18 protein-coding genes and 1 tRNA gene are annotated in these 22,601 nt (G+C 70.8%); 5 read left to right on the top strand and 14 right to left on the bottom strand.

What is annotated here, in order from left to right; all coding sequences use genetic code 11:
- Positions 1–39: 39 nt before the first annotated feature.
- From IT780_RS26685 to IT780_RS26645, 9 genes are all read right to left on the bottom strand, one after another.
- The gene (locus IT780_RS26685) at positions 40–804 is read right to left on the bottom strand and encodes an amino acid ABC transporter ATP-binding protein (RefSeq protein ID WP_307831398.1); all 765 of its coding nucleotides are present in this window, start codon (positions 802–804) and stop codon (positions 40–42) included.
- Complete coding sequence (locus IT780_RS26680; protein WP_199514490.1) at positions 801–1,826, bottom strand: amino acid ABC transporter permease; 1,026 nt, start codon at positions 1,824–1,826, stop codon at positions 801–803. The genes IT780_RS26685 and IT780_RS26680 overlap by 4 nt, the downstream gene beginning before the upstream one ends.
- 7 nt (positions 1,827–1,833) lie before the next feature.
- Positions 1,834–2,742: an ABC transporter substrate-binding protein gene (locus IT780_RS26675; protein ID WP_199514489.1), complete on the bottom strand. Its 909-nt coding sequence runs from the start codon at positions 2,740–2,742 to the stop codon at positions 1,834–1,836.
- 27 nt (positions 2,743–2,769) lie between these two features.
- Complete coding sequence (locus IT780_RS26670) at positions 2,770–3,480, bottom strand: ABC transporter ATP-binding protein (protein ID WP_199514487.1); 711 nt, start codon at positions 3,478–3,480, stop codon at positions 2,770–2,772.
- Positions 3,470–4,276, bottom strand: coding sequence for an ABC transporter ATP-binding protein (locus tag IT780_RS26665; RefSeq protein ID WP_372443807.1), 807 nt, complete (start codon positions 4,274–4,276; stop codon positions 3,470–3,472). The genes IT780_RS26670 and IT780_RS26665 overlap by 11 nt, the downstream gene beginning before the upstream one ends.
- A 92-nt stretch (positions 4,277–4,368) precedes the next feature.
- Positions 4,369–5,517 carry a branched-chain amino acid ABC transporter permease gene (locus IT780_RS26660; protein WP_199514484.1) on the bottom strand — a complete coding sequence of 383 codons (1,149 nt, stop codon included), beginning with the start codon at positions 5,515–5,517 and terminating at the stop codon, positions 4,369–4,371.
- Positions 5,514–6,464, bottom strand: coding sequence for a branched-chain amino acid ABC transporter permease (locus tag IT780_RS26655; RefSeq protein ID WP_199514482.1), 951 nt, complete (start codon positions 6,462–6,464; stop codon positions 5,514–5,516). The genes IT780_RS26660 and IT780_RS26655 overlap by 4 nt, the downstream gene beginning before the upstream one ends.
- A 79-nt stretch (positions 6,465–6,543) precedes the next feature.
- Positions 6,544–7,707, bottom strand: a complete 1,164-nt coding sequence (locus IT780_RS26650) for a branched-chain amino acid ABC transporter substrate-binding protein (protein WP_199514480.1) — start codon at positions 7,705–7,707, stop codon at positions 6,544–6,546.
- Positions 7,708–7,992: 285 nt separating this feature from the next.
- Positions 7,993–8,610 carry an ANTAR domain-containing response regulator gene (locus IT780_RS26645; protein WP_199514478.1) on the bottom strand — a complete coding sequence of 206 codons (618 nt, stop codon included), beginning with the start codon at positions 8,608–8,610 and terminating at the stop codon, positions 7,993–7,995.
- A gap of 134 nt (positions 8,611–8,744) precedes the next feature.
- On the opposite strand from IT780_RS26645, the gene IT780_RS26640 reads away from it, so the two are divergent.
- The 3 genes from IT780_RS26640 (at position 8,745) to IT780_RS26630 (ending at position 11,087) form a co-directional block, all read left to right on the top strand.
- Positions 8,745–8,818, top strand: a tRNA-Leu gene (locus IT780_RS26640).
- Positions 8,819–8,903: 85 nt separating this feature from the next.
- Positions 8,904–9,602, top strand: coding sequence for a transcriptional regulator (locus tag IT780_RS26635; protein WP_307831395.1), 699 nt, complete (start codon positions 8,904–8,906; stop codon positions 9,600–9,602).
- 126 nt (positions 9,603–9,728) lie between these two features.
- Positions 9,729–11,087 carry an HdeD family acid-resistance protein gene (locus IT780_RS26630; RefSeq protein WP_199514476.1) on the top strand — a complete coding sequence of 453 codons (1,359 nt, stop codon included), beginning with the start codon at positions 9,729–9,731 and terminating at the stop codon, positions 11,085–11,087.
- A gap of 220 nt (positions 11,088–11,307) precedes the next feature.
- On the opposite strand, the gene IT780_RS26625 is transcribed toward IT780_RS26630, so the two are convergent.
- Complete coding sequence (locus IT780_RS26625) at positions 11,308–12,186, bottom strand: acyl-CoA thioesterase (protein WP_199514474.1); 879 nt, start codon at positions 12,184–12,186, stop codon at positions 11,308–11,310.
- Positions 12,183–13,619: a pyruvate kinase gene (gene pyk, locus IT780_RS26620; protein WP_199514472.1), complete on the bottom strand. Its 1,437-nt coding sequence runs from the start codon at positions 13,617–13,619 to the stop codon at positions 12,183–12,185. Before pyk ends, IT780_RS26625 begins: the two co-directional genes overlap by 4 nt.
- 287 nt (positions 13,620–13,906) lie before the next feature.
- Between pyk and IT780_RS26615 the strand changes: the two genes are divergently transcribed.
- Positions 13,907–14,314, top strand: a complete 408-nt coding sequence (locus IT780_RS26615; protein WP_233413587.1) for an NUDIX domain-containing protein — start codon at positions 13,907–13,909, stop codon at positions 14,312–14,314.
- 22 nt (positions 14,315–14,336) lie between these two features.
- Here the strand turns inward: IT780_RS26615 and IT780_RS26610 are convergent, their stop codons facing one another.
- Positions 14,337–15,815: a glutamate synthase subunit beta gene (locus IT780_RS26610; RefSeq protein WP_199514468.1), complete on the bottom strand. Its 1,479-nt coding sequence runs from the start codon at positions 15,813–15,815 to the stop codon at positions 14,337–14,339.
- Complete coding sequence (gene gltB / locus IT780_RS26605) at positions 15,808–20,361, bottom strand: glutamate synthase large subunit (RefSeq protein WP_372443798.1); 4,554 nt, start codon at positions 20,359–20,361, stop codon at positions 15,808–15,810. Before gltB ends, IT780_RS26610 begins: the two co-directional genes overlap by 8 nt.
- A 149-nt stretch (positions 20,362–20,510) precedes the next feature.
- Between gltB and IT780_RS26600 the strand changes: the two genes are divergently transcribed.
- Complete coding sequence (locus IT780_RS26600; RefSeq protein WP_199514464.1) at positions 20,511–21,392, top strand: GNAT family N-acetyltransferase; 882 nt, start codon at positions 20,511–20,513, stop codon at positions 21,390–21,392.
- Between the two features lie 10 nt (positions 21,393–21,402).
- Here IT780_RS26600 and IT780_RS26595 read toward each other — a convergent pair whose 3' ends face one another.
- Positions 21,403–22,593: an FAD-dependent oxidoreductase gene (locus IT780_RS26595; RefSeq protein WP_199514462.1), complete on the bottom strand. Its 1,191-nt coding sequence runs from the start codon at positions 22,591–22,593 to the stop codon at positions 21,403–21,405.
- Between the last annotated feature and the right edge of the window lie 8 nt (positions 22,594–22,601).

Genomic DNA, 22,601 nt, shown 5'->3' with positions numbered 1-22,601 from the left:
TCCGGGGGTACGACAACTCCACCGACCGCCCCGCCTGCTTTACAACACCTTGCTGAGGAATGCCTTGGTTCGTTCCTGCTGCGGGTTCGCCAGGACCTCGCGGGGCGGGCCCTGCTCGACCACCACGCCGCCGTCCATGAAGATCAGCGAGTCGCCCACCTCGCGGGCGAAGCCGATCTCGTGGGTGACGACGATCATGGTCATGCCGTCGCGTGCGAGGCCCTTCATGACGTCGAGCACCTCGCCCACCAGCTCCGGGTCGAGCGCGCTGGTCGGCTCGTCGAAGAGCATCAGCTTGGGCCGCATGGCCAGGGCCCGGGCGATCGCCACGCGCTGCTGCTGACCGCCGGACAGCTGGCCCGGGTAGTTCCCCACCTTGTCGCCGAGACCCACGCGGTCGAGCAGGGCGATCGCTCTGTCGCGTACGTCTGCCTTGTTCTCCTTCTTGACCCGGCAGGGGGCCTCCATGACGTTCTGCAGGACCGTCATGTGTGGGAAGAGGTTGAACCGCTGGAAGACCATGCCGATGGACCGGCGCTGCGCGGCGACATCCTTTTCCTTGAGCTCGTGCAGCTTGCCGCCACGCTCGCGGTAGCCCATGAGGTCGCCGTCGACGAAGATCCGGCCGGCGTTGATCTTCTCGAGGTGGTTGATGCACCGCAGGAACGTCGACTTGCCGGAGCCCGACGGGCCGAGGACGCAGGAGACCTCCCCCGGCCGCACGACCAGGTCGACGCCCTTGAGGACCTCGAGGGAGCCGAACGACTTGTGCACGGCCTCGGCGCGCACCATCTCGTCGGTCATAGTCCCGCTCCTCCCGGCCCCGACGTGGGCCCCGGATAGGGCGCCACCCCGCCCTGCTCCGCGGCGATGCCCTGCAGTTTCTGCCGGGCCTTGCCGGCGGCGCCGTAGCCCTTGCTGAAGTGTCGCTCGACGAAGAACTGGGCGACCATCAGGACGCTGCAGATGATCAGATACCAGATCACCGCCGCCACCAGCACGGGCAGGACCACGAACGTCCGGGCCTTGATGGCGTTGAGCTGGAAGAACAATTCATAGGTCACGGGTACGAAGGCCACCAGCGAGGTGTCCTTGACCATGGCGATGACCTCGTTGCCGGTCGGCGGGACGATCACGCGCATGGCCTGCGGCAGCACGACCCGGCGCAACACCTGCCCGCGGGACAGGCCCAGCGCCACCGCCGCCTCGGACTGGCCGGGGTCGATCGACTGGATGCCGGCTCGGACGATCTCCGCCATGTACGCGGCCTCCGACAGCCCCAGCGCGAGCATGCCCGCGACGAAACCGGCGAGCAGATCGCTGGCCTTCACGCTGTAGAACTGCGCGTTCAGGTCGTCGATGCCGAACAGCTTGCCGATCTGCTGGTCGAACGGCAGGCCGAAGCCGATCCGGTCCCACAGGATGTTCAGATTGCCGAAGAGGATCGCGAGCACGAGCCGCGGCACCGCCCGGAAGAACCAGGTGTAGAGCCACGCCACCCAGCTGAGGATGGGGTTGTCCGACAGCCGCATGATGGCGATGACCACACCCAGCACGACGCCGATGAGCATCGACGTGATGGTGAGCAGGATCGTGCCGCGCAGGCCCTCGAGCACCGGCTCGGTGAACATGACGCCGCGCTTGCCCGGCTCGTACGAGGAGAAGATGAACGACCAGCGGAACTGGTCGTTCGTGACGAGCATGTGCACGAACATCGCGGTGAGCACCGCGAGCACCGCGATGGCGAGCCATCGCCCGGGGTGCCGCACGGGCACGGCCTTGATCGCGTCAGGCCGTGCCCGTCCGGGGGTGTTCTGGTCGCTCATGCGCGGGTCAGGAGACCTGCGGGTTGACGGCCGGGTCGGTGATCGCGCCGGCCTCGACGCCCCACTTGCTGAGGATCGTCTTGTACGTGCCGTCCGCGATCAGCGACTCCAGCGCGCCCTCGATCGCCGCACCGAAGTCCGCCTGGTCCTTGGGCAGCACGTAGCCGTACGGGGCCGAGTCGTAGATCTCGCCGACCAGGGCCAGCTTGCCGCTGGTCTGCTTGACCGCGTACGCGCACACCGGCGAGTCGGCCAGCATCGCGTCGTCCTTGCCGGTCACGACGGCGTTGGTGGCGTCGCTCTGGGCCTGGTACTGGTCGATCGTGATCTTCGGCTTGCCGGCGTCGGTGCACTTCTTCGAGCGCGCCTTCACGTCGTCCACCTGCACCGTCGCGGTCTGCACCGCGATCTTCTTGCCGCAGGCGTCGTCGGCGTTGACCGTGGCGCCGGCCTTGGCCGCCCACTGGGTGCCCGCGGAGAAGTAGGAGACCATCGTGGCCTCCTTCAACCGGTCGGGGTTCACCGTGAACGAGGAGACGCCGACCGTGTACTTGCCCGAGCTCACGCCCGGGATGATGCTGTCGAACGTCGCCGACTGCCACTCGGTCTTCAGGCCGAGCTTCTGCGCGACCGCGTTGAACAGGTCGACGTCGAAGCCCTTGACGGTCTTGCCGTCGGCGTCCAGGAACTCGCTCGGCGCGTACGAGGAGTCCGTACCGATGACGAGCTTGCCGGCCGACTTGATCGCGGCCGGGACCTTGTCGGCCAGGGAGGTGTCGGCCGAGGCCGACGGGACCGGGGCGTTCGAGCCGGTGTCGTCGCCGGACTCCTCGCCGCAGGCGGCCAGCGACACGGTCATCGCGGCCGCAACGGCCAGGCCGAGGATCGCCCGGCGGCCAGATGAGATGCGGAACATCGTCAGTTACTCCTTATTGCGACGGGGTCAGGCGACACCCAGGTAGGCGTCCTTCACCGAGGGATCGTGCAGCAGCTCGGAGCCGGTACCGGACTTGACGATCCGGCCGGTCTCCAGCACGTACGCGCGGTGCGCGCGCGACAGGGCCTGCTGGGCGTTCTGCTCCACCAGCAGGACGGTCGTGCCCTGCTGGTTGATCTCGACGATGATGTCGAAGATCTGCTGGATCAGCATGGGCGCGAGCCCCATCGACGGCTCGTCGAGCAGCAGCAGCTTCGGCCGGCTCATCAGCGCCCGGCCGACCGCCAGCATCTGCTGCTCACCGCCGGACATCGTGCCGCCGACCTGCTTCTCCCGCTCCTTGAGCCGGGGGAACAGGGTGAAGGCCCGATCCATGTCCTCCTTGATCTCGGCCCGGTTCCGGCGCGTGTACGCGCCCATCTCCAGGTTCTCGCGCACGGTCATGCCGGGGAAGATGCCGCGGCCCTCCGGCGACTGCGAGACACCCCGGACGACGCGCAGGTCCGCGCGCATCTTCGTGATGTCCTCGCCGTTGAACCGGATGGAGCCCTGCGCCACCGGGCGCAGCCCCGAGATCGCCCGCATGGTCGTCGTCTTGCCGGCGCCGTTGGCGCCGATCAGGGCCACGATCTCGCCCTCGCCGACGGTCATGCTGATGCCGTGCAGGGCCTGGATGCGGCCATACAGCAGCGTCACGTCCTGCAACTCAAGCAGCATCGGTCGGGACCCCCAGGTACGCCGCGATCACCTTCGGGTCGTCCCGCACCTCGGCGGGCGTACCCTCGGCGATCTTCTTGCCGAACTCCAGCACCACGATCCGGTCGGTGACGCCCATGACCAGGCGCATGTCGTGCTCGATGAGCAGCACGGTCACCCCGGTGTCACGGATCTTGCGGATCAGCTCGAGCAGCTCGACCTTCTCCGCGGGCGTGAACCCGGCCGCCGGCTCGTCCAGGCACAGCAGCGTCGGGTTGGTCGCCAGGGCCCGCGCGATCTCCAGCCGGCGCTGCTCACCGTACGAGAGATTGCGGGAGACCTCCCCCGCCCGGCGCTCGATGCCCACGAAGCGCAACAGCTCCAGGCTCTTCTCCCGGCCGGCCTTCTCCTCCTGCCAGTGCCGGGGAAGCCGGAACAACGCGCCGACCACACTGGTCTTGTGGTGCGCGTCCGCGCCCACCATGACGTTCTCCAGCGCGGTCATCTCGGGGAACAGCCGGACGTTCTGGAACGTACGGGCGATCCCGCCGCGGGTGATCTCGTGCTTCTTCTTGCCGACGATCGACTCACCCTGGAAGCGGATGCCACCGCTGGTCGGACGGTAGACGCCGGTCATCGCGTTGAAGCAGGTGGTCTTGCCCGCGCCGTTCGGGCCGATCAGGCCGAAGATCTCACCCTTGCGCAGCGAGAAGCTGACGTCGTTGAGCGCGACCACGCCGCCGAAGCGCAGCGTGACGTGGTCCACCTCCAGCAGCACGTCACCCGAGCGGCCGCCGGACAGCTCCGGCTCGCCCACCGACCTGCCGACGGTCCCGGTCGGCATCGCCCGGTCGACCGGACGGGCGTTCGCCGCGTCCAGCTCCTGCGGGGTCTCCATGTGTGGCTCGCTCACTGCGGAGCCACCTCCTTCTCGCGGTCCTTGAGCTCCATCGCGCGGCGGCGGCTCGGGATCAGGCCCTGCGGCCGGAAGATCATGATCGCGATGATCACGAGACCGAAGATCGCGAAGCGGAACCCGAACAGGTCCGTGTGGAAGATCGGGTCCTCGATGCCGCGCAACCGGTCCGGGATGTACGAGATCAGCGCACCACCCAGGATGGCGCCGAAGAGGTTGCCCGAACCACCCATGACGACGCCGGCGAGCACCAGGATCGAGAACTGCAGGATGAACGTCTGCGAGTTCATGAAGCCCTGCTGACCGGCGAACATGACGCCGCCCAGGCCACCGATGAACGCGCCGATCGCGAACGCCCACAGCTTGTACTTGATCGTGCGCACGCCCATGATCTCCGCGGCCTCCTCGTCCTCGCGGATCGCGAGCCACGAGCGGCCGACCCGGCTGCGGTCGAGGTTCCGCACGCCGAAGATCACCAGGATGATCACCGACAGGCCGAGCCAGTAGTACGGCGTGGCGTCCGCCACCCCGAAGATCGGCTTGCCGTCGGCGTACGAGCCCGGCGGGTGCGGGATGTCCGAGAAGCCCCGGTCGCCCCGCAGCGTCTCCGAACTCGTCGCGAAGATACGGATGATCTCGGCGAAGCCCAGCGTCACGATCGCCAGGTAGTCGCCGCGCAGCCGCAGCGTCGGCCAGCCCAGGATCAGCCCGGAGAGCATGGCGATCGCCAGCGCGACCGGGATGGCCGCGAGCCACGGCCACTCGGTGTGCAGGACGCTGTCCGGCGAGGTCAGCATCGCCACCGTGTAGGCGCCCACCGCGAAGAAGCCGACGTACCCCAGGTCCAGCAGGCCGGCGAAGCCGACGACCACGTTCAGACCCAGCGCCAGCAGCACGTAGTAGGACATGTTGAACAGCGCGCTGGGCCAGTCGATGCCCTCGGTGATGATCTGCGGGCCGAGCACCGGCACGTCACCCGCGTACGGCAGGAGGTAGGCGACCGCCGCGAACACCAGGGCGAGGACCGTACGGACCGCCCAGTGCTGGCGGCCGAACCAGCCACGCACGCCACCCGACGTACGCCAGTTCTTCTTCTCCGCGGCCGGCACCGCGCCGGTCGGCGGAGTCTCAGTCGTCGTCATGCGCGGGCCCTCCCCAGCGACTCACCCAGCAGGCCCGTCGGCCGGACCAGCAGGATCAGAACGAGCAGCACGAACGACGCGGCGTGCAGCCACTGCGTGCCGAACAGGCCGGCCGCGTAGTTCTGCAGGACGCCCAGCAGCAGGCCGCCCAGCAGTGCGCCGCGCAGGTTGCCGATGCCGCCGAGCACCGCCGCGGTGAACGCCTCGATGCCCAGCAGGAAGCCGGCGTCGAACCGGGTCACGCCGATCTTGAGGTCGTACATGACCGCCGCGATGCCGGCCATCAGGCCACCGATGAGGAACACCAGCGCGATGACCCGGCTCTTGTTGACGCCCATCAGCGCCGCGCTGTCCGGGTTCTGAGCAACCGCGCGGATTCCGCGGCCGAGACGGGAACGGTTGATGAAGCGGTCGAGCACGAACATCGCCACGAGCGCCAGCACGATGATCAGAATCTGCAGATTCGTCACGTGCATGTTGCCGATCACGACGACGTCGGTCGGCCGGATCAGCGGTGGCACACCGGTGATGTTGCGCTTGGTGACCACGCCGACGGTCTCCGAGATGAACAGGGAGGCGCCGATCGCGGTGATCAGGAACGCGAGCGGCGGTGCGTTGCGGCGCCGCAGCGGCCGGTAGGCCACGAGTTCGACGCCGAGCGCGGTCACACCGGAGATGACGACCGCAGCGAGCAGGCCCAGCAGCAGGTAGCCGAGGACCGCGACCATGTTGGGGGTGGCCGAGTTCTGGTCCAGCCCGAAGAGTCCCCACACGATCAGACACGCGTAGGAACCGAGCAGGAAGACCTCGGAGTGGGCGAAGTTGATCAGGCGAAGAACGCCGTAGACCAGGGTGTATCCCAGGGCGAACAACGCGATGATCGCGCCCTGGGCAAGTCCCGTGATCGTGAGCGGTCCGAAGTCCTGAATCAGACCGGAGAAGTTCACAAGGGGCTCCTGAAACGAAGAGGTCGGTGCGGCCGGAGATCATCCGGCCGCACCGGCCCTACAGCGAGTTACAGCAGAATCAGGAGGTCTTGACCTCTTGGTCCGCGATGGTGTTGCCGGTCGCGTCGAACTTGAACGCCCACACCTTGATCGAGTTGGGGTCCAGCTCGCCCGTGGCGGTCCACTTGTAGACGTTCGCGATACCGGTGTAGTTCACCGTCGACAGGTAGGTGTTCAGCTTCTCCGGGGTCGTGTTGCCCGCGTCGATGCCCGCCAGGAAGACGTTCGCGGCGTCGAACGCCACGTCGCTGTACGTACCGGCGTCGACGTTCCACTGCTTCTTGTAGTCCGCGACGAACGTGCCGCCCGCCTTCTCCGGCGGGGAGCACGGGCAGGTGACGACGGTGCCGGTCGCCGCGTTGTTGCCCGCCGCCTTCGCCAGGCCCGGGTCCTTCATGCCGTCGCCGCCGACCAGCACGCCCTTCCAGTTCGCAGCGGTCAGCTGCTTACGGATAAGGCCACCGTTCTGGTAGTAGCCGCCGTAGAACATCGCCGTCGCGCCCGAGGACACGACCTTCTGCACGACCGCCGAGAAGTCGGTCTGCTTGCCGTCCGCCTCGGTCTTGTCCGTCGCGACGACGGAGCTGCCCAGCGTCTTCTTCACCACGTCGGCCAGGCCCGCGCCGTACGCCGACTGGTCGTCCGCCACGAAGACCTTCTGCGCCTTCAGGACGTCCTTGATGTAGTTGGCCGCGGCCGGACCCTGGGCGTCGTCGTTCGCGACCGCCCGGTGGAAGGTCTTCCAGCCGTTCGCCGACAGCGAGACGCGGGTCGCCGACGGGGTGATCGTCGGAATGCCGGCCTCTTCGAAAATGGGGTCCGCGGCCTCGGACTCACCGGAGAACGGCGGGCCGACGATGCCGAGGATCTTCTTGTCCGCGACGAGGTTACGAGCAACACCCGGGGCAACGGCCGGCTCGCCCTGCGAGTCGAACTTGGCCACCGTGATGCACTCGGAGCCCTTCTTGGTGTTGTACTGCTTGATCGCGAGCTCGAAGCCCTGCTCGATGTTGACACCGAGGTTCGCCGCGGAACCCGTCAGGGCGCCGAAGAACGCGAGCTTGTAGCCGCAGTTACCACTGGCCGCGTCGTCAGAGCTGCTGCTGCTGTTGCAGGCAGCGGCACCGGCGACGAGGCCGATCACGGCCAGCCCACCGATGGCTCGTGCGAGAACCTGCCTCAAGGTTGGAACCCTCCTCCATACCGAACCCACCGAGCCACCGCAGGTCGATTGGCACTTGCGCACCACACGACCCCACCGCGCCCGTCATGGGGCGGGACGCTATCCCACAGGCCGGGGAACAGGTAAGTGTTCACACGGGCATTCACCGAACCGTTACGTGCGGTGATCCTCAGGCGGAGAAGGTGTAATAAACAGGCAGTTCCCGGATGCCGGTGGGCGGGCCCGGACGGGCACGCTCCCGGCAGGTTCGGGCGGCGACCGGGTTCGCCGGTCACCGCTCCCTCGTCAGGAGGCGGCGGTGCCCGGAGGCTCCTCACCCTCCGCGAGAATGCGGTCCGCGACCTCACGCATCGTCATCCGGTGGTCCATCGCCGTGCGCTGGATCCACTTGAACGCCTGCGGCTCGGTCATCGAATACTTCGTCATGAGCTCACCCTTGGCGCGCTCCACCGACTTGCGCGTCTCCAACCGGTCGGTGAGACCCGCCACCTCCGACTCCAGCGCGGCGATCTCCGAATACCGGGAGAGCGCGATCTCGATGGCCGGCACGAGATCCGACTTCTGGAACGGCTTCACCAGATAGGCCATCGCCCCGGCGGCGCGCGCCCGCTCGACCAGATCCCGCTGGCTGAAAGCGGTCAGGATGACGACGGGAGCGATGCGCCCGCCGGCGATCCGCTCGGCGGCGGCGAGCCCGTCCATGATGGGCATCTTGATGTCCAGGATCACGAGGTCCGGGGAGAGATCCTCGGCCAGCCGTACGGCGGTCTCGCCGTCGCCGGCCTCCCCGACGACGTCGTAGCCCTCCTCCACCAGCATCTCGGCCAGGTCGAGCCGGATGAGAGCCTCGTCCTCAGCGATCAACACCCGCCTGCGCTCGGCACTCGCCTGCGTGTCGGCCACGGAACCACTACCCCCAACGCTCGCCCGAAGTCGCGACACCCGGGTATCTGGGTGTCACCCCTGACAGCGTAGTGGGTAGTGTGTGTCCTGCTCGTATCGCCGTGGCCAACCCGGGTGCGAACCGAGCACGGCTCGTCCCCGTAGACCAATCGGCAGAGTCGATGGACTCAAAATCCATTCAGTGTGGGTTCGAATCCCACCGGGGACACCGAAGTGTCATACCCCGCATCGATGATGGTCCGGTGCACCCACCCCACGTACGGCAACGGGCGATCGATCTCAGGTCCGCCGGCGTGCCGTTCGCCGCCATCTGCGCGGATCTTGAAGTCCCCCGCGACACCGTCGCCGGCTGGTTGTACCGCACGCGCGACAAGAGCCGTTCCCAACCGGACCTGCGCTGCCCCTTCTGCACCGAACCGGCGCGCGCGGTGGACGATCCGGCGTGGTACGCCTACCTCCTGGGCATGTACCTCGGCGACGGCCACCTCTTGCTGACCCGGCGCGTGCCGTTGCTGACCGTGGCGTGCGACCTGCGCTACCCGGGAGTCATCGCCGAGATCGAGGCGGCCATGCTCGCCTGCGGAGCCCGCAGGGTCGGGCACCAGCGCCGCGAGGGACGCGACGCCGTGCGCTCCAGCTGGATGCACTGGCCCTGCCTGCTCCCCCAGCACGGGATCGGCAAGAAACACGACAGAACGATCACCCTCACCGCCTGGCAGAGAGCCGTCGTGGACGTATTCCCCGGGCAGTTTCTGCGCGGCCTGTTCCATTCCGACGGGTGCCGCACCGAGAACAAAGTGCACGCGGCCGGAAAGGTATACGCCTATCCGCGTTACATGTTCACCAACAAGTCGGCCGACATCATGCGCCTGTGCCAGGACGCGCTCGACCGTTCGGGCGTGCGGTGGCGGATGTGCAGCCCGATACAGCTGTCCGTCGCGCGGCGGGAGGGGGTGGTGGTGCTGGACGGGGTTGTGGGGGCGAAGTGCTGAGGGTGACCGTACCTCTCATCGGTGGTCTTGGATCGGGCGTGGCGGGGTCGGCGTTTTTCGGTGAAAGACCGGTTTGCCTGTCTCGGCGGTGTTGTCATGGCAGTACCAGCACTGCCAGGAGGCTTCATGTTGTGGTCCGGCTCGTCGCCCCTGACCGTCGTGCGTGACGCGATGTGGGGGTTCCTTCTGCTCGCGGGCGTGGCGTGGCTGGCGATCGCGTGGAGCGTGTTGCGGATCGAGCCCGCCGGCATCGCGGACGTGGCCGGTCCGGTTGTGCTGTTGGCCGCGGCGACCGAGGCGGTGCGGGCGTTGGCCGGGACGCGGACGTGGTGGCTGAACGCGGGCATGGCCGTGCTGTTCGCCGCCACCGCGGTGCTGATGATGATCGACGCGGGCGGGTCGTGGACGACGCCGGCCGCGCTGATCGGGTGGTACCTGATGGTGCGGGGCGCCGCGGATGTCGCGATCTCGATGATGACGCGGGAGACCGACGGGATCTGGGGGCTGCTCACCGTCGTCGGGGTGGCGGAGCTCGGGCTGGGGTTCTTCGCTGCCAGCTCCTTTGCGCGTACGCCGGAAGTGATCGTGCTGATCCTGGCGGGGGCGGCCCTGTTGCGTGGCGTCGCCGATCTGGTGGCGTCGTTGCGGCTGCGTGATGCGTCGGCGGTATCGCGGGGTGAGCGGCTGCTGGAGTTGTCCGCGGAACGGGCGATCGGGGTGGCCGGCTACTCGGCGGGCTTGACGGATTTCGAGACCGCGCCGAACCGGGGTGCGCGGGCGCGGCACCGGGCGGCGGCGCGAGGTTCGGCGGCCGGGATGTCGGATCTGTCGACGCCGCGGCCGGTGGTGCGCGGCGACGCGGCGGGTGGCGGGGCGGCGGCCGGCGGGGCGGGGGCGCCGGGGCACGGGATCGGCGGCGCGGCGGGGTATGGCGGCGGCGGGACGGCAGGGCTTGGCGGCGGGACGACGGCGTTCGGCGGCGGGACAGCGGGGCTTGGCGGCGGGTCAGCGGTACTCGGCGGCGGAGCAGCGGCACTCGGCGGCGCGGCGGCGGGGCATGGCGGCGGCGCGGCGGGGCATGGCGGCGGCGCGGCGGCGGCGGGAGGCGGCGGGGCGGCGGGGTCCGGAGGGTTCGATGCGGGGCAGCCTGGGGCTGCGGCTCGGGCCGGGAGTTTTCACGACGAGGTCCTGAGGACCACTGCCGACCTGGACACGATGCTCGCGCTGGCCGGGGTGACCGGGGCCGCTGTCCCGGGGGCCGCGAAGGCGGCGGCCGAGGCCGAGCAGGTCGAGGTGCCGGACACTGCCGAGGGTGCCGAAGCTCCCCCGGCCGGCAGGCCCGGCGCGGAAGGCGCCGCAGCGGGCGACGCCGCTCATGCGGTGGGGCGCGCGGAAGTCGTGCGGCCCTCGACTGATGAGCAGGGCGCGTCGACGCCGGCGGCCGCGGTTGAGGACACGCCGGGCACTCGCGGGCTGGTGGACTGATCCTCCCCTGCCCTGCCGGTGCGGGACCCAGTACGACGGCCAGTCGCCAGGCCGGGGTCCCGCCCGGCGGGGCGCCTCCGGCCTGAGATCCCCGAAGGCATGCTGCCCGGAAACAGCGCGGCCCAGCGCGGGACAAGGCCGGACGCAGAGACGAAGGCGAGCGCGCCGAGGCGCAAGCCCACCCGTGCCAGGGGTGAAGGGGCGGCCGAGACCGGGACGGTCAGGCGCCGACCCGGCGCAGGAGGCCTTCCTGGACCGCGCTCGCGATGTGGGCGCCTTCCCGGGTGAACATGCGGCCGCTGGCCAGGCCTCGGCTGCCGCTGGCCGACGGGCTGGTGCAGTCGTACAGGAACCATTCGTCCGCGCGGAACGGGCGGTGGAACCAGAGGGCGTGGTCAAGGCTGGCGCCGATCACGCCGCCCGGACCCCAGACCTCGCCGTGGACCGAGAGGACCGAGTCGAGCAGGGAGAGGTCCGAGGCGTACGTGAGGGCGCAGGCGTGGATCAGCGGGTCGTCCGGGAGTTTGCCGTTGATGCGCATCCAGACGCGCTGGTGGTCGGTGGCGTCGCGGTCGCCCGGGGGGACCCAGCCCGGCGTGTTGACGTAGCGGACGTCGATGGCCTGGGGCGCGGAGTCGAAGGCGGCCTGGCGTTGCGGGTAGCGGGCGAGCCAGTCGCGCATCGTGGGGGTCTCGTCGGGGCCCTGTACGCCCTCCGGGGGCGGCGTGTGGTGGTCGAGGCCGTGCTCGACGACCTGGAACGACGCCGACATGAAGAAGATGGTCTTGCCGTGCTGCTGGGCGGTGGAGCGGCGTACGGAGAACGAGCGGCCGTCGCGGATGGTCTCGACGGTGAAGTCGATCGGCACCGTGGGGTCGCCGGGGCGGACGAAGTAGCCGTGCAGCGAGTGCACGAAGCGCGTCGGGTCGACGGTGCGCCCCGCGGCGACCAGGGCCTGGCCGGCGACCTGGCCGCCGAAGACGCGCTGGGCGCCGACCTGCGGGCTCTCACCCTGGAAGCGGTCGGCGTCCAGCTGCTTGAGGTCGAGGACCTCGAGCAGCTGGTCGACGGCGGCCTGTCCCCGCAGCGGTCCGTTCACACGGTGCTCGGGTCGACGAGCGAGCCGAGCTGGTGGACCCGCAGGGTGTTGGTGGAGCCGGGGGCGTTCGGCGGGCTGCCGGCCACGACGACGACGTACTCGCCGGGCTTGGCCAGGCCGAGGCCGAGCATGGCCTGGTCGACCTGGCGGAACATGTCGTCGGTGTGCTCGACGAAGTCCGTGAGGAACGTCTCGACGCCCCAGGAGAGCGCGAGCTGGTCGCGGACCGCGGGCACCGGCGTGAAGGCGAGCAGCGGCAGCTCGCAGTGCAGCCGGGAGAGCCGGCGCACGGTGTCACCGGTCTGCGAGAACGCGACCAGGGCCTTGGCGCCGATGTTGCGGGCGATGCGGGACGCGGCGACGGTGAGCGCGCCGCCGTGCGTACGCGGGTCGTGCTGCAGCACCGGAACGCCCAGCGCGCCCTGCTCGGTGGTCGTGACGATCTTCGCCATCGTGCTGACGGTGAGCACCGGGTACTTGCCGACGGAGGTCTCGCCGGAGAGCATCACGGCGTCGGTGCCGTCGAGGACCGCGTTGGCGACGTCGGAGGCCTCGGCGCGGGTCGGGCGGGAATTCTCGATCATCGAGTCGAGCATCTGGGTGGCGACGATGACCGGCTTCGCGTTCTCCCGGCAGAGCTGGACGGCGCGCTTCTGCACCAGCGGCACCTGGTCGAGCGGGAGCTCGACGCCGAGGTCGCCGCGGGCCACCATGACACCGTCGAACGCCAGCACGATCGCCTCGAGGTGGTCGACCGCCTCGGGCTTCTCGACCTTGGCGATGACCGGTACGGTCCGGCCCTCCTCGGCCATGATCTGGTGGACGAGCTTGATGTCGTCGGGCGAGCGGACGAACGACAGCGCGATCAGGTCGACGCCGAGGCCGAGCGCGAAGCGCAGGTCCTCCTCGTCCTTCTCGCTCATCGCCGGGACGCTGACCGCGACGTTGGGCAGCGACACGCCCTTGTTGTTGGAGACCGGGCCGCCCTCGGTGACGAGGCAGCGGATGTCGTTGCCCTCGACCGCGGAGACCTCGACGGCGACCTTGCCGTCGTCGATGAGCAGCCGGTCGCCGACCTTGACCTCGTTCGGGAGCTTCTTGTAGGTGCAGGAGACCCGGTCCGGGGTGCCGAGGATGTCGTCGCTGGTGATGGTCACGACGTCGCCGGTGGCCCACACGTGCGGGCCGTTGGCGAACCGGCCGAGGCGGATCTTCGGGCCCTGCAGGTCGGCGAGGACGGCGACGGCGCGGCCGGTCTGCTTCGCGGCGGCGCGGACCATCTCGTAGATCTGCTGGTGATCGTCGTGGCTGCCGTGGCTGAAGTTCATTCGTGCCACGTCCATACCGGCCTCGACCAGGCCGAGCATGCGCTCGGGGGAGGCGGTGGCAGGACCCATGGTGCAGACGATCTTTGCGCGGCGTGTCACAGCCATCAGGCTAGTCTCTCTTTCGGATCGGCCCGCTGGCCGACCCCCGTCATGGGGATGAACTGCGGGTGGCGACGCTCCGCACGGCCGGCGACGGTGCACCGGCTTCGCAGCCGCATCGGATGAAGCGGGTGCGGGCGTCGGCGACCGCGATACGGCTTCAGCTTATCGGTCCGCGATCGAGCATTTGGCGGGGACCGCCGCAGTGCCCCGCCGGGCAGCGCCGGGGACCGCCGTCCCGGGGTGGAAGGGAGCCCGTGCGAGGGCCGGGCGGGCCGGAAGGGGTGGGCGTGATGGTGCCGGGACGCGACTACGTCGGGGTGGGGGTCGGGGCCGTGGTCCGCCACGCGGACGGGCGGGTGTTCCTGGCCCGTCGCGGGCCGGCGGCCCGCAACGAGGCCGGCTGCTGGGAGTTCCCCGGCGGCACGGTCGATTTCGGGGAGACCCTGGAGGAGACCGTACGGCGGGAGTTCCGCGAGGAGTACGGCATGGAGGTGGAGGTCACCGGCCTGCTCGGGGTGGCCGACCACCTGCTCCCCGAGGAGGGGCAGCACTGGGTGTCGGTGTCGTACGCGGCACGCCACGTCGGCGGGGTGCCGGAGATCCGGGAACCGGGCAAGTGCACGGAGATCGGGTGGTTCGACGCGGACGCGCTCCCCGAGCCGCTGTCCGAGGCCGCGAAAAAGGCCCGGCACCCGTGAGGACGGGTGCCGGGCCGGTGCGTCAGCGGGTCGCCGCGAGCGGCTGGGAGGAGGGGCGTACCGGGGCCGGCAGCTCGCCGTCGCCGCCCAGGTAACTGTGGATCGCCGCCGCCGCCGCGCGGCCCTCGGCGATCGCCCAGACGATCAGCGAGGCGCCTTTGTGCATGTCGCCCGCGACGAAGACGCCGTCCGCCTCGGTCTGCCAGTCGGGGCGGGCGTCGACGGCTCCGCGGGCGTTGCGGGTGACGCCGAACTGTTCCAGCAGCGGCTGCTGCTCCGTACCCTCGAAGCCGATCGCGAGCAGGACCAGGTCGGCCGGCAGGTCGCGCTCCGAGCCGGGGGCGACGGTGACCGTACGGCGGCCGTTGATCCGTTCGACGGCGACGTCGACGATGCGGATGGCCTTGACGTTGCCCTCGCCGTCGTCGACGAACTCCTGCACCGCCACGCCGAAGACGCGCTCGCCGCCCTCCTCGTGCGCGGGGTAGTTGCGCAGGATGACCGGCCAGGTGGGCCACGGGTGCTGCTCGGCCGCGCGGGTCTCCGGGGGCAGCGGGTACTGGTCGAGCTGGATGACGTTGGCCGCGCCCTGGCGGTGCGCCACGCCGAGGCAGTCGGCGCCGGTGTCGCCGCCGCCGATGATCACGACGTGCTTGTCCTTGGCGTCGATCGGGGTGGACTCCTGCAGGCCGGCGACGACCCGGTTGGCCGGGACCAGGTGTTCCATGGCCAGGTGGACGCCGTTGAGGTGGCGACCCGGCGTCTCCGGGGTGTCGCGGCCGGCGAGGGCGCCGCAGGTGAGCAGCACGGCGTCGAAGCGCTCGCGCAGATCGTCCGCGGTCACGTCGACGCCCACGTTGACACCGGTCTGGAAGACGACGCCCTCGGCCTCCATCTGGGCGAGGCGGGCGTCGATGCGCTCCTTCTCCAGCTTGAAGTCCGGGATGCCGTAGCGCAGCAGGCCGCCGATGCGGTCGTCGCGCTCGAACACCGTGACGGCGTGGCCGGCGCGGGCCAGCTGCTGCGCGGCCGCGAGCCCGGCCGGGCCGGAGCCGACCACGGCCACCGACTTGCCGGACAGGGTCGCGGGACGCTGCGGCTGCACGTACCCGAGGTCGAAGGCGTGGTTGGCGATCTCCACCTCGACCTGCTTGATGGTGACCGGGTCGTCGGCGATGCCGAGGACGCAGGCCGCCTCGCAGGGCGCGGGGCAGAGCCGGCCGGTGAACTCCGGGAAGTTGTTCGTGGCGTGCAGGCTCTCCGCCGCCGCGGCCCACGCGTTGGTACGGACCAGGTCGTTCCAGTCCGGGATGCGGTTGCCGAGCGGGCAGCCCTCGTGGCAGAACGGGATGCCGCAGTCCATGCAGCGCGTCGCCTGGTCGCGGATCAGCTCGTCACCGGCCGGCGGGTAGACCTCCCGCCAGTCGCGGATGCGTACGGGCACCGGGCGGCGCTTGGGCAGCTGCCGCTCGTAGCGCAGGAAACCGTTCGGATCAGGCACGGGTGACCCCCATAACCGCCTCGTCGACGTTCCGACCGGCAGCTTCGGCGGTCTTGATCAGTTCCATCACTCGCTTGTAGTCGCGCGGCACCACGGCGGTGAACTCCGCCGCCGCACCCGGCCAGTCCTTGAGCAGCCGCTCCGCCACCGCGGACCCGGTCTCGGCGTGGTGCTTGACGAGCAGGTCGTGCAGCGTCTCCTGCTCGTCGGCCGTCAGCGGGGCCAGGTCGACCAGCTCGGGGTTCACCTTGTCCGGGTCGAGCCCGAGCACGAACGCCTTGCCGCCGCTCATGCCCGCGGCGAAGTTGCGCCCGATCGAGCCGAGGACGACCACGACACCGCCGGTCATGTACTCGCAGCCGTGGTCCCCCACGCCCTCGACGACCGCCGACGCCCCCGAGTTACGCACGGCGAAGCGCTCGCCCGCGCGGCCGCGCAGGAACACCTCGCCGCCGGTGGCGCCGTACAGGATGGTGTTGCCGGCGATGATGTTCTCCTCCGCCACGAACGGCGCCTCGTCGGCCGGCCGCACGCTGACCCGGCCGCCGGACAGGCCCTTGGCGACGTAGTCGTTGGTGTCGCCGATGAGCCGCAGCGTGACGCCGCGCGGCAGGAACGCGCCGAACGACTGCCCGCCGGTGCCGCGCAGGGTGAAGGAGATGGTGTCGTCGGGCAGGCCGTTGCCGCCGTACCGCCGGGCGACCTCGCCGCCGAGCATCGCTCCCACGCTGCGGTGGTCGTTGCGCACGGCCAGCTCGGCGCGGACCTCGCGGCCCTCGGTGAGCGCCGGCTGGGCGAGCGCGATGAGCTCGTTGTCGAGCGCCTTGTCGAGCTCGTGGTCCTGGGCGACGATCCCGCGGCGGGACGCGCCCTCGGGCAGCTCGGGGACGTACAGGATCGGGGTGAGGTCGAGGCCCTTCGCCTTCCAGTGGTGCACCGCGGGCGCCACGTCGAGCACCTCGGCGTGCCCGATCGCCTCGTCGATGCTGCGGAAGCCCAGCTCGGCGAGGTAGCCGCGGACCTCCTCGGCGAGGAACAGGAAGAAGTTCTCGACGAACTCCGGCTTGCCGCTGAACCGCTCGCGCAGCACCGGGTTCTGCGTGGCGATGCCGACCGGGCAGGTGTCCAGGTGGCAGACGCGCATCATGATGCAGCCCGAGACGATCAGCGGCGCGGTGGCGAAGCCGAACTCCTCGGCGCCCAGCAGCGCCGCGACGATCACGTCGCGGCCGGTCTTGAGCTGGCCGTCGACCTGCACGGTGACCCGGTCGCGCAGCTTGTTGAGCAGCAGCGTCTGCTGGGCCTCGGCCAGGCCGAGCTCCCACGGGGAGCCGGCGTGCTTGAGGGAGTTCAGCGGGCTGGCGCCCGTACCGCCGTCGTGGCCGGAGATCAGGATCACGTCGGCCTTGAGCTTGGCCACGCCGGCCGCGACGGTGCCGACCCCGATCTCGGAGACCAGCTTCACGTGTACGCGCGAAGCCGGGTTCACCATCTTGAGGTCGTGGACCAGCTGGGCCAGGTCCTCGATCGAGTAGATGTCGTGGTGCGGCGGCGGGGAGATGAGCCCCACCCCGGGCGTGGCGTGCCGGGTCTTGGCGATCCACGGCCACACCTTGTTGCCGGGCAGCTGGCCGCCCTCGCCCGGCTTCGCGCCCTGCGCCATCTTGATCTGCAGGTCGTCGGCGTTGACGAGGTATTCCGTGGTCACGCCGAAGCGGCCGGACGCGATCTGCTTGACGCTGGAGCGCCGGGCCGGGTCGTAGAGGCGCTCGACGTCCTCGCCGCCCTCGCCGGTGTTCGACTTGCCGCCGAGGCGGTTCATCGCGATGGCGAGGGTCTCGTGCGACTCGGCCGAGATGGAGCCGTACGACATGGCGCCGGTGGCGAACCGCTTGACGATCTCCGAGGCGGGCTCCACCTCCTCCAGCGGCACCGGCTGCCGGTCGGACCGGAAGCGGAACAGCCCGCGCAGCGAGCCGGCCGCCTCGGCGAGCCCGTCGACCTTGGCCGTGTACTGCTGGAAGACGTCGTACTGCTTGCTGCGGGTGGCGTGCTGCAGCAGGAAGACGGTCTCCGGGTTGAACAGGTGGACCTCGCCCTCGCGGCGCCACTGGTACTCGCCGCCGACCTCGAGGCGGCGGTGGCTGCGCTCGGCCGGGTTGCTCGGGTACGCCTTCGCGTGCCGCGCCGCCACCTCGGCGTGGATCTCGGCCAGCCCGGAGCCGCCGATGCGCCCGGAGGTGCCGGTGAAGTAGCGCTGCAGCAGCTCGTCCTCGAGGCCGACCGCCTCGAAGACCTGCGCGCCGCAGTACGACGACACGGTCGAGATGCCCATCTTGGACATGATCTTCAGGACGCCCTTGCCGAGCGCCTTGACGTAGTTGCGGACCGCCTTGCCCGCCTCCATGCCGGCGAGCGGACCGGTGGCGATGAGGTCCTCGACGCTCTCGAACGCCAGGTACGGGTTCACCGCGGCGGCGCCGTACCCGATCAGCACGGCCGCGTGGTGCACCTCCCGGCAGTCGCCGGTCTCGACGACGAGCGCGACCTGCGTGCGGGTCTGCTCGCGCACGAGATGCTGGTGGACCGCGGCGGTGAGCAGCAGCGACGGGATCGGCGCCAGGTCGGCGTTGGAGTCGCGGTCGCTGAGCACCAGGATGCGGACGCCGTCCTCGATGGCCTCGGAGACGTGCCGGCAGATCTGGGTGAGCCGCGCCTTGATGCCCTCGGCGCCGTCGCGCAGCGGGTACAGACCGGAGACCCGGACGGCCTTGAAGCCGGGCAGGTCGCCGTCCTCGTCGATGGAGAGCAGCTTGGCCAGCTCGTCGTTGTCGATGACCGGGTACGGCAGCACGACCTGGCGGCAGCTGGCCGGGCCCGGGGCGAGCAGGTTGCCCTCCGGGCCGATCGTGGTCGACAGGCTGGTCACCAGCTCCTCGCGGATCGCGTCCAGCGGCGGGTTGGTGACCTGGGCGAACAGCTGGTGGAAGTAGTCGAACAGCAGCCGCGGCCGGGTGGACAGCGGCGAGATCGGGGTGTCCGTGCCCATCGAGCCCAGCGGCTCCGCGCCGGCCCGGGCCATCGGCGCGACGAGGATCTTCAGCTCCTCCTCGGTGTAGCCGAAGACCTGCTGGCGGCGCAGCACCGAGTCGTGGGTGTAGATGACGTGCTCGCGCGGGGGCAGATCGGACAGGTTGATCAGCCCCGCGTGCAGCCAGTCGTCGTACGGCTCCGCGGCGGCCAGCTCGGCCTTGATCTCGTCGTCGTGCACGATGCGCCCGGCGGCGGTGTCCACCAGGAACATCCGGCCCGGCTGCAGGCGGCCCTTCGCCACGACGGTGGCCGGGTCGAGGTCGAGCACGCCGGCCTCGGAGCCGAGCACGACCAGGCCGTCGCTGGTGTGCCACCAGCGGCCGGGGCGCAGCCCGTTGCGGTCCAGGACCGCACCGATGATCGTGCCGTCGGTGAACGCCACGCTGGCCGGGCCGTCCCACGGCTCCATCAGGCTCGCGTGGAAGCGGTAGAAGGCGCGCCGCGCCGGGTCCATGCCCGGGTCGTTCTCCCACGCCTCGGGAATCATCATCAGCACGGCGTGCGGCAGGCTGCGCCCGGCCAGGTGCAGCAGCTCCAGGACGGCGTCGAAGTTCGCCGAGTCGGAAGCCTCCGGCGTGCAGATCGGGAACAGCCGCTTGATGTTGCCCGGCACGTCCGGCGAGGCCAGCAGCGCTTCCCGGGCCGCCATCCAGTTCTTGTTGCCGCGGATCGTGTTGATCTCGCCGTTGTGCGCGATGAACCTGTACGGGTGCGCCAGCGGCCACGACGGGAACGTGTTGGTCGAGAACCGCGAGTGCACGAGCGCGATGGCACTGTCGATGCGCGCGTCGGTCAGGTCGGGGAAGAACTCGGGCAGCTGGTCGGGCGTGAGCATGCCCTTGTAGGTCATCGTGCGCGACGACAGCGAGGGGAAATACGCCCCGATGCCGCGCTGCTGCGTCTCCCGCTCGGCCTGCTTGCGGATGCAGAACGCCACGATGTCCAGCTCGACGCCGGACAGCCGCTCCCCCGCCTTGCCGGTCTTGGTGCCGGTGAGCCGGTGGGCGGCCAGGAAGACCTGCTTGATGGCGGGGCGGGCGGCCTCGGCCGACTCACCCAGCCCGGACGGGTCCACGGGCACGTCGCGCCAGCCGAGGATGTCGCCACCCTCGACCAGCGCGTACTTCTCGAAGACCGCGATCGCACGGGCCGCGTCGGACTCGTCGGTCGGCAGGAACACCAGGCCGGTCGCGTACGCGCCGGGCTCCGGCAGCTCGAAGTCGACGACCTCGCGCAGGAACGCGTCCGGCACCTGGATCATGATGCCGGCGCCGTCGCCGGTGTTGTACTCGGCGCCGCGGGCGCCACGGTGGTCGAGGCGGATCAGCGCGGACAAGCCCTGGGCTACCACATCGTGGGACCGGCGGCCGTGCAGATCGGCGACGAAGGCCACGCCACACGCGTCGCGCTCGTTCTGCGGGTCGTACAAACCCTGGGGGTGCGGAAAAGCCACCGGGCCTCCGATCGTCACTGGTGTTTCCGTTCAAGGTCGGGACGACGTCGGCCCTGCAAAAGTCTCTCGATACTACGTTAGTCGTCACCGATCTCCGCCAGGTGCGGATGGATCACACTTTGTCGACGCGGGTTCGGTAGTCTCGCGCGGTGGCGCTAGAGGATACCGACGTCTTCACCCGGCTGGAGCGTTTCTACGATTCCGTGCCCCGCGATGCCACGGTCACCGAGGACATCGGGGGATTCGTACTCTTCATCCGCGAGGGTGCGGGGTGGCCCTACTACGCCCGGCCCCGCCTCGGGGATGGGACGCCGTCTGCCGCAGATGTTACTGCCGTCCGGATCAGGCAACGAGAGCTGGGCGTCCCGGAGACGTTCGAGTGGGTGCACGAGACCACGCCCGACCTGCTCGCCGTGGCGCGCTCAGCCGGGCTGGACGTGCTGCTCGCGCCGCTGATGGTGCTGGACCGGGCGGCGCTCGTACCCGATCTGCCCATCCCGGGCGGGACCATCCGCTTCCTGGACCCGGCCGCGCCGGGCTTCGCCGCCGACATCGCCGCGAGCCGGGCCGTCGGCCGGCTCGGCTTCGGCGCGCCGGCGTCCGCGACCGGCGCCGGACCGGCCACCGCCCAGGCCGGCGCGCTCATCGTCGAGCCGGCCGGCCCGGCGCAGCGCGACGCGGTGCCACCGCCGTCCCCCGAGGTCATCGACGACCAGGTCCGCCGGCACGCCTCCGGCCGCTTCATCAGCGCCGTCGTCGACTCACCCGCCGACGGCGTCCTCGCCTGCGGGTCGGTGCAGCGCGTCGGCGGGGTCGCCGAGGTCGCCGGCGTGGCCACGCTGCCCGCGGCCCGGCGCCGCGGGTACGCGTCGCAGCTGACCGCCAGCCTGGCCCGGCGCGCCCTGGAGGAGGGCGACGACCTGGTGTTCCTGTCCGCGGGCGACGACGACGTGGCGCGGCTGTACTCCAAGGTGGGCTTCCGGCGCGTCGGGACGGCCTGCATCGCCCAGCCGGCGGTCGCGCCGCTCTGATCCCCGGGCGTTATTCCGGAGGGTGCCAGTCGGCGGCCAGGCCGTGCGCGTGGCCGAGGATGCGGGGGCGCAGCGAGCCGAGCGCCGCGTCGCGGGCCCGCAACGCCAGCCGGCCCCGGGCCTGCACCACCGCGGACATGCGCCGGCTCTGCCGGACCACGCTGGCCGTCCGCGGGCGGCGGGCGCGGTCGTACGCCTCCACCGCCTGGCACAGCCCGGGTCCCGGCTCCACCGAGGCCACCAGGGACCGCAGCGTCGCCACGTCCTCGAACGCCAGGCAGGCCCCCTGGCCCAGGTGATGCGGCATCGCGTGGGCGGCGTCGCCCAGCAGCACCACGCCGCCGGAGCCGCAGCGGAAGCCGTACGCCCGCGGCAACGGTCGCAGCTCGCGCACCTCCTGCGGCACCAGGTCCTCCGGCCGGGTCGCGGCGAGCAGCTCGCCCACCGGCGCGTGCCACTCGGCGAACCACCGGCGCAGCAGGCTCAGCTGGGTCGCCGGCGACTCGGGCCGCGGCGCGCCGGCCGCCGTCGCCACCCAGTAGACCCCGCCACGGCCGGCCGCGCGCTCGCCGAGCGGCATCGACACGAACCGGTAGCCCGCGCCGAGCGTCTCTCCCCCGGCGGCCTGATCCTCCGGCAGCGCCGGCGCCCGGTAGCCGGGGACCACCGCCTGCCAGGCCGCGAAGCCCGAGCCGACCGCCACGGCCTCCGGCGCGAGGACCCGGCGGACCGGGCTGTCGATGCCGTCCGCCGCCACGATCAGGTCCGCCTCGAACACCACCCGGCCGTCGCCGACCGCGGGCCGGGCGGCGCGCCGGGCCCGCACGGTGGTGACCTCCACGCCGGTACGGATCTCCACGCCGTCGCCGAGCCCCGCGACCAGCGCGTCGTACAGGTCCTCCAGGTGCACGACCGCGGGGGCGTGTCCCGCTCCCGGGCGGGTGTGCGGCGCGACCAGCCACTGGCCGTCGGGGCGGCGTACCCCGCCGTCGGGCAGCGGCGCGGCGATGCCGCACCAGCCGCCGTCGGGGTCGAGGGCCTCGAGGGCGCGGCGGCCGTTGGGCCACAGCACCAGCGCGGTGGGCGGCGCGGCGACCCGTTCGCCGCGTTCCAGCAGCGTCACCCGCCAGCCGTCGCGGGCCAGGGCGCCGGCGGCGGCGAGCCCCGCCATGCCCGCGCCCACCACCACGGCCGTGCGCATGTCGCGGC

The sequence above is a fragment of the Nucisporomicrobium flavum genome (assembly GCF_016464385.1).
In the GTDB taxonomy this organism is placed as follows: Bacteria; Actinomycetota; Actinomycetes; order Mycobacteriales; family Micromonosporaceae; genus Actinoplanes; species Actinoplanes flavus_A.
This window is presented reverse-complemented; position numbering and strand designations above follow the sequence as displayed.

Excerpts from the sequence above, each read along its gene's own strand:
- IT780_RS26685 (WP_307831398.1), bottom strand. The coding sequence starts at position 804 with ATGACCGACGAGATGGTGCGCGCCGAGGCCGTGCACAAGTCGTTCGGC.
- IT780_RS26680 (WP_199514490.1), bottom strand. The coding sequence starts at position 1,826 with ATGAGCGACCAGAACACCCCCGGACGGGCACGGCCTGACGCGATCAAG.
- IT780_RS26675 (WP_199514489.1), bottom strand. The coding sequence starts at position 2,742 with ATGTTCCGCATCTCATCTGGCCGCCGGGCGATCCTCGGCCTGGCCGTT.
- IT780_RS26670 (WP_199514487.1), bottom strand. The coding sequence starts at position 3,480 with ATGCTGCTTGAGTTGCAGGACGTGACGCTGCTGTATGGCCGCATCCAG.
- IT780_RS26660 (WP_199514484.1), bottom strand. The coding sequence starts at position 5,517 with ATGACGACGACTGAGACTCCGCCGACCGGCGCGGTGCCGGCCGCGGAG.
- IT780_RS26630 (WP_199514476.1), top strand. The coding sequence starts at position 9,729 with ATGTTGTGGTCCGGCTCGTCGCCCCTGACCGTCGTGCGTGACGCGATG.
- pyk (WP_199514472.1), bottom strand. The coding sequence starts at position 13,619 with ATGGCTGTGACACGCCGCGCAAAGATCGTCTGCACCATGGGTCCTGCC.
- IT780_RS26615 (WP_233413587.1), top strand. The coding sequence starts at position 13,907 with ATGGTGCCGGGACGCGACTACGTCGGGGTGGGGGTCGGGGCCGTGGTC.
- IT780_RS26595 (WP_199514462.1), bottom strand. The coding sequence starts at position 22,593 with ATGCGCACGGCCGTGGTGGTGGGCGCGGGCATGGCGGGGCTCGCCGCC.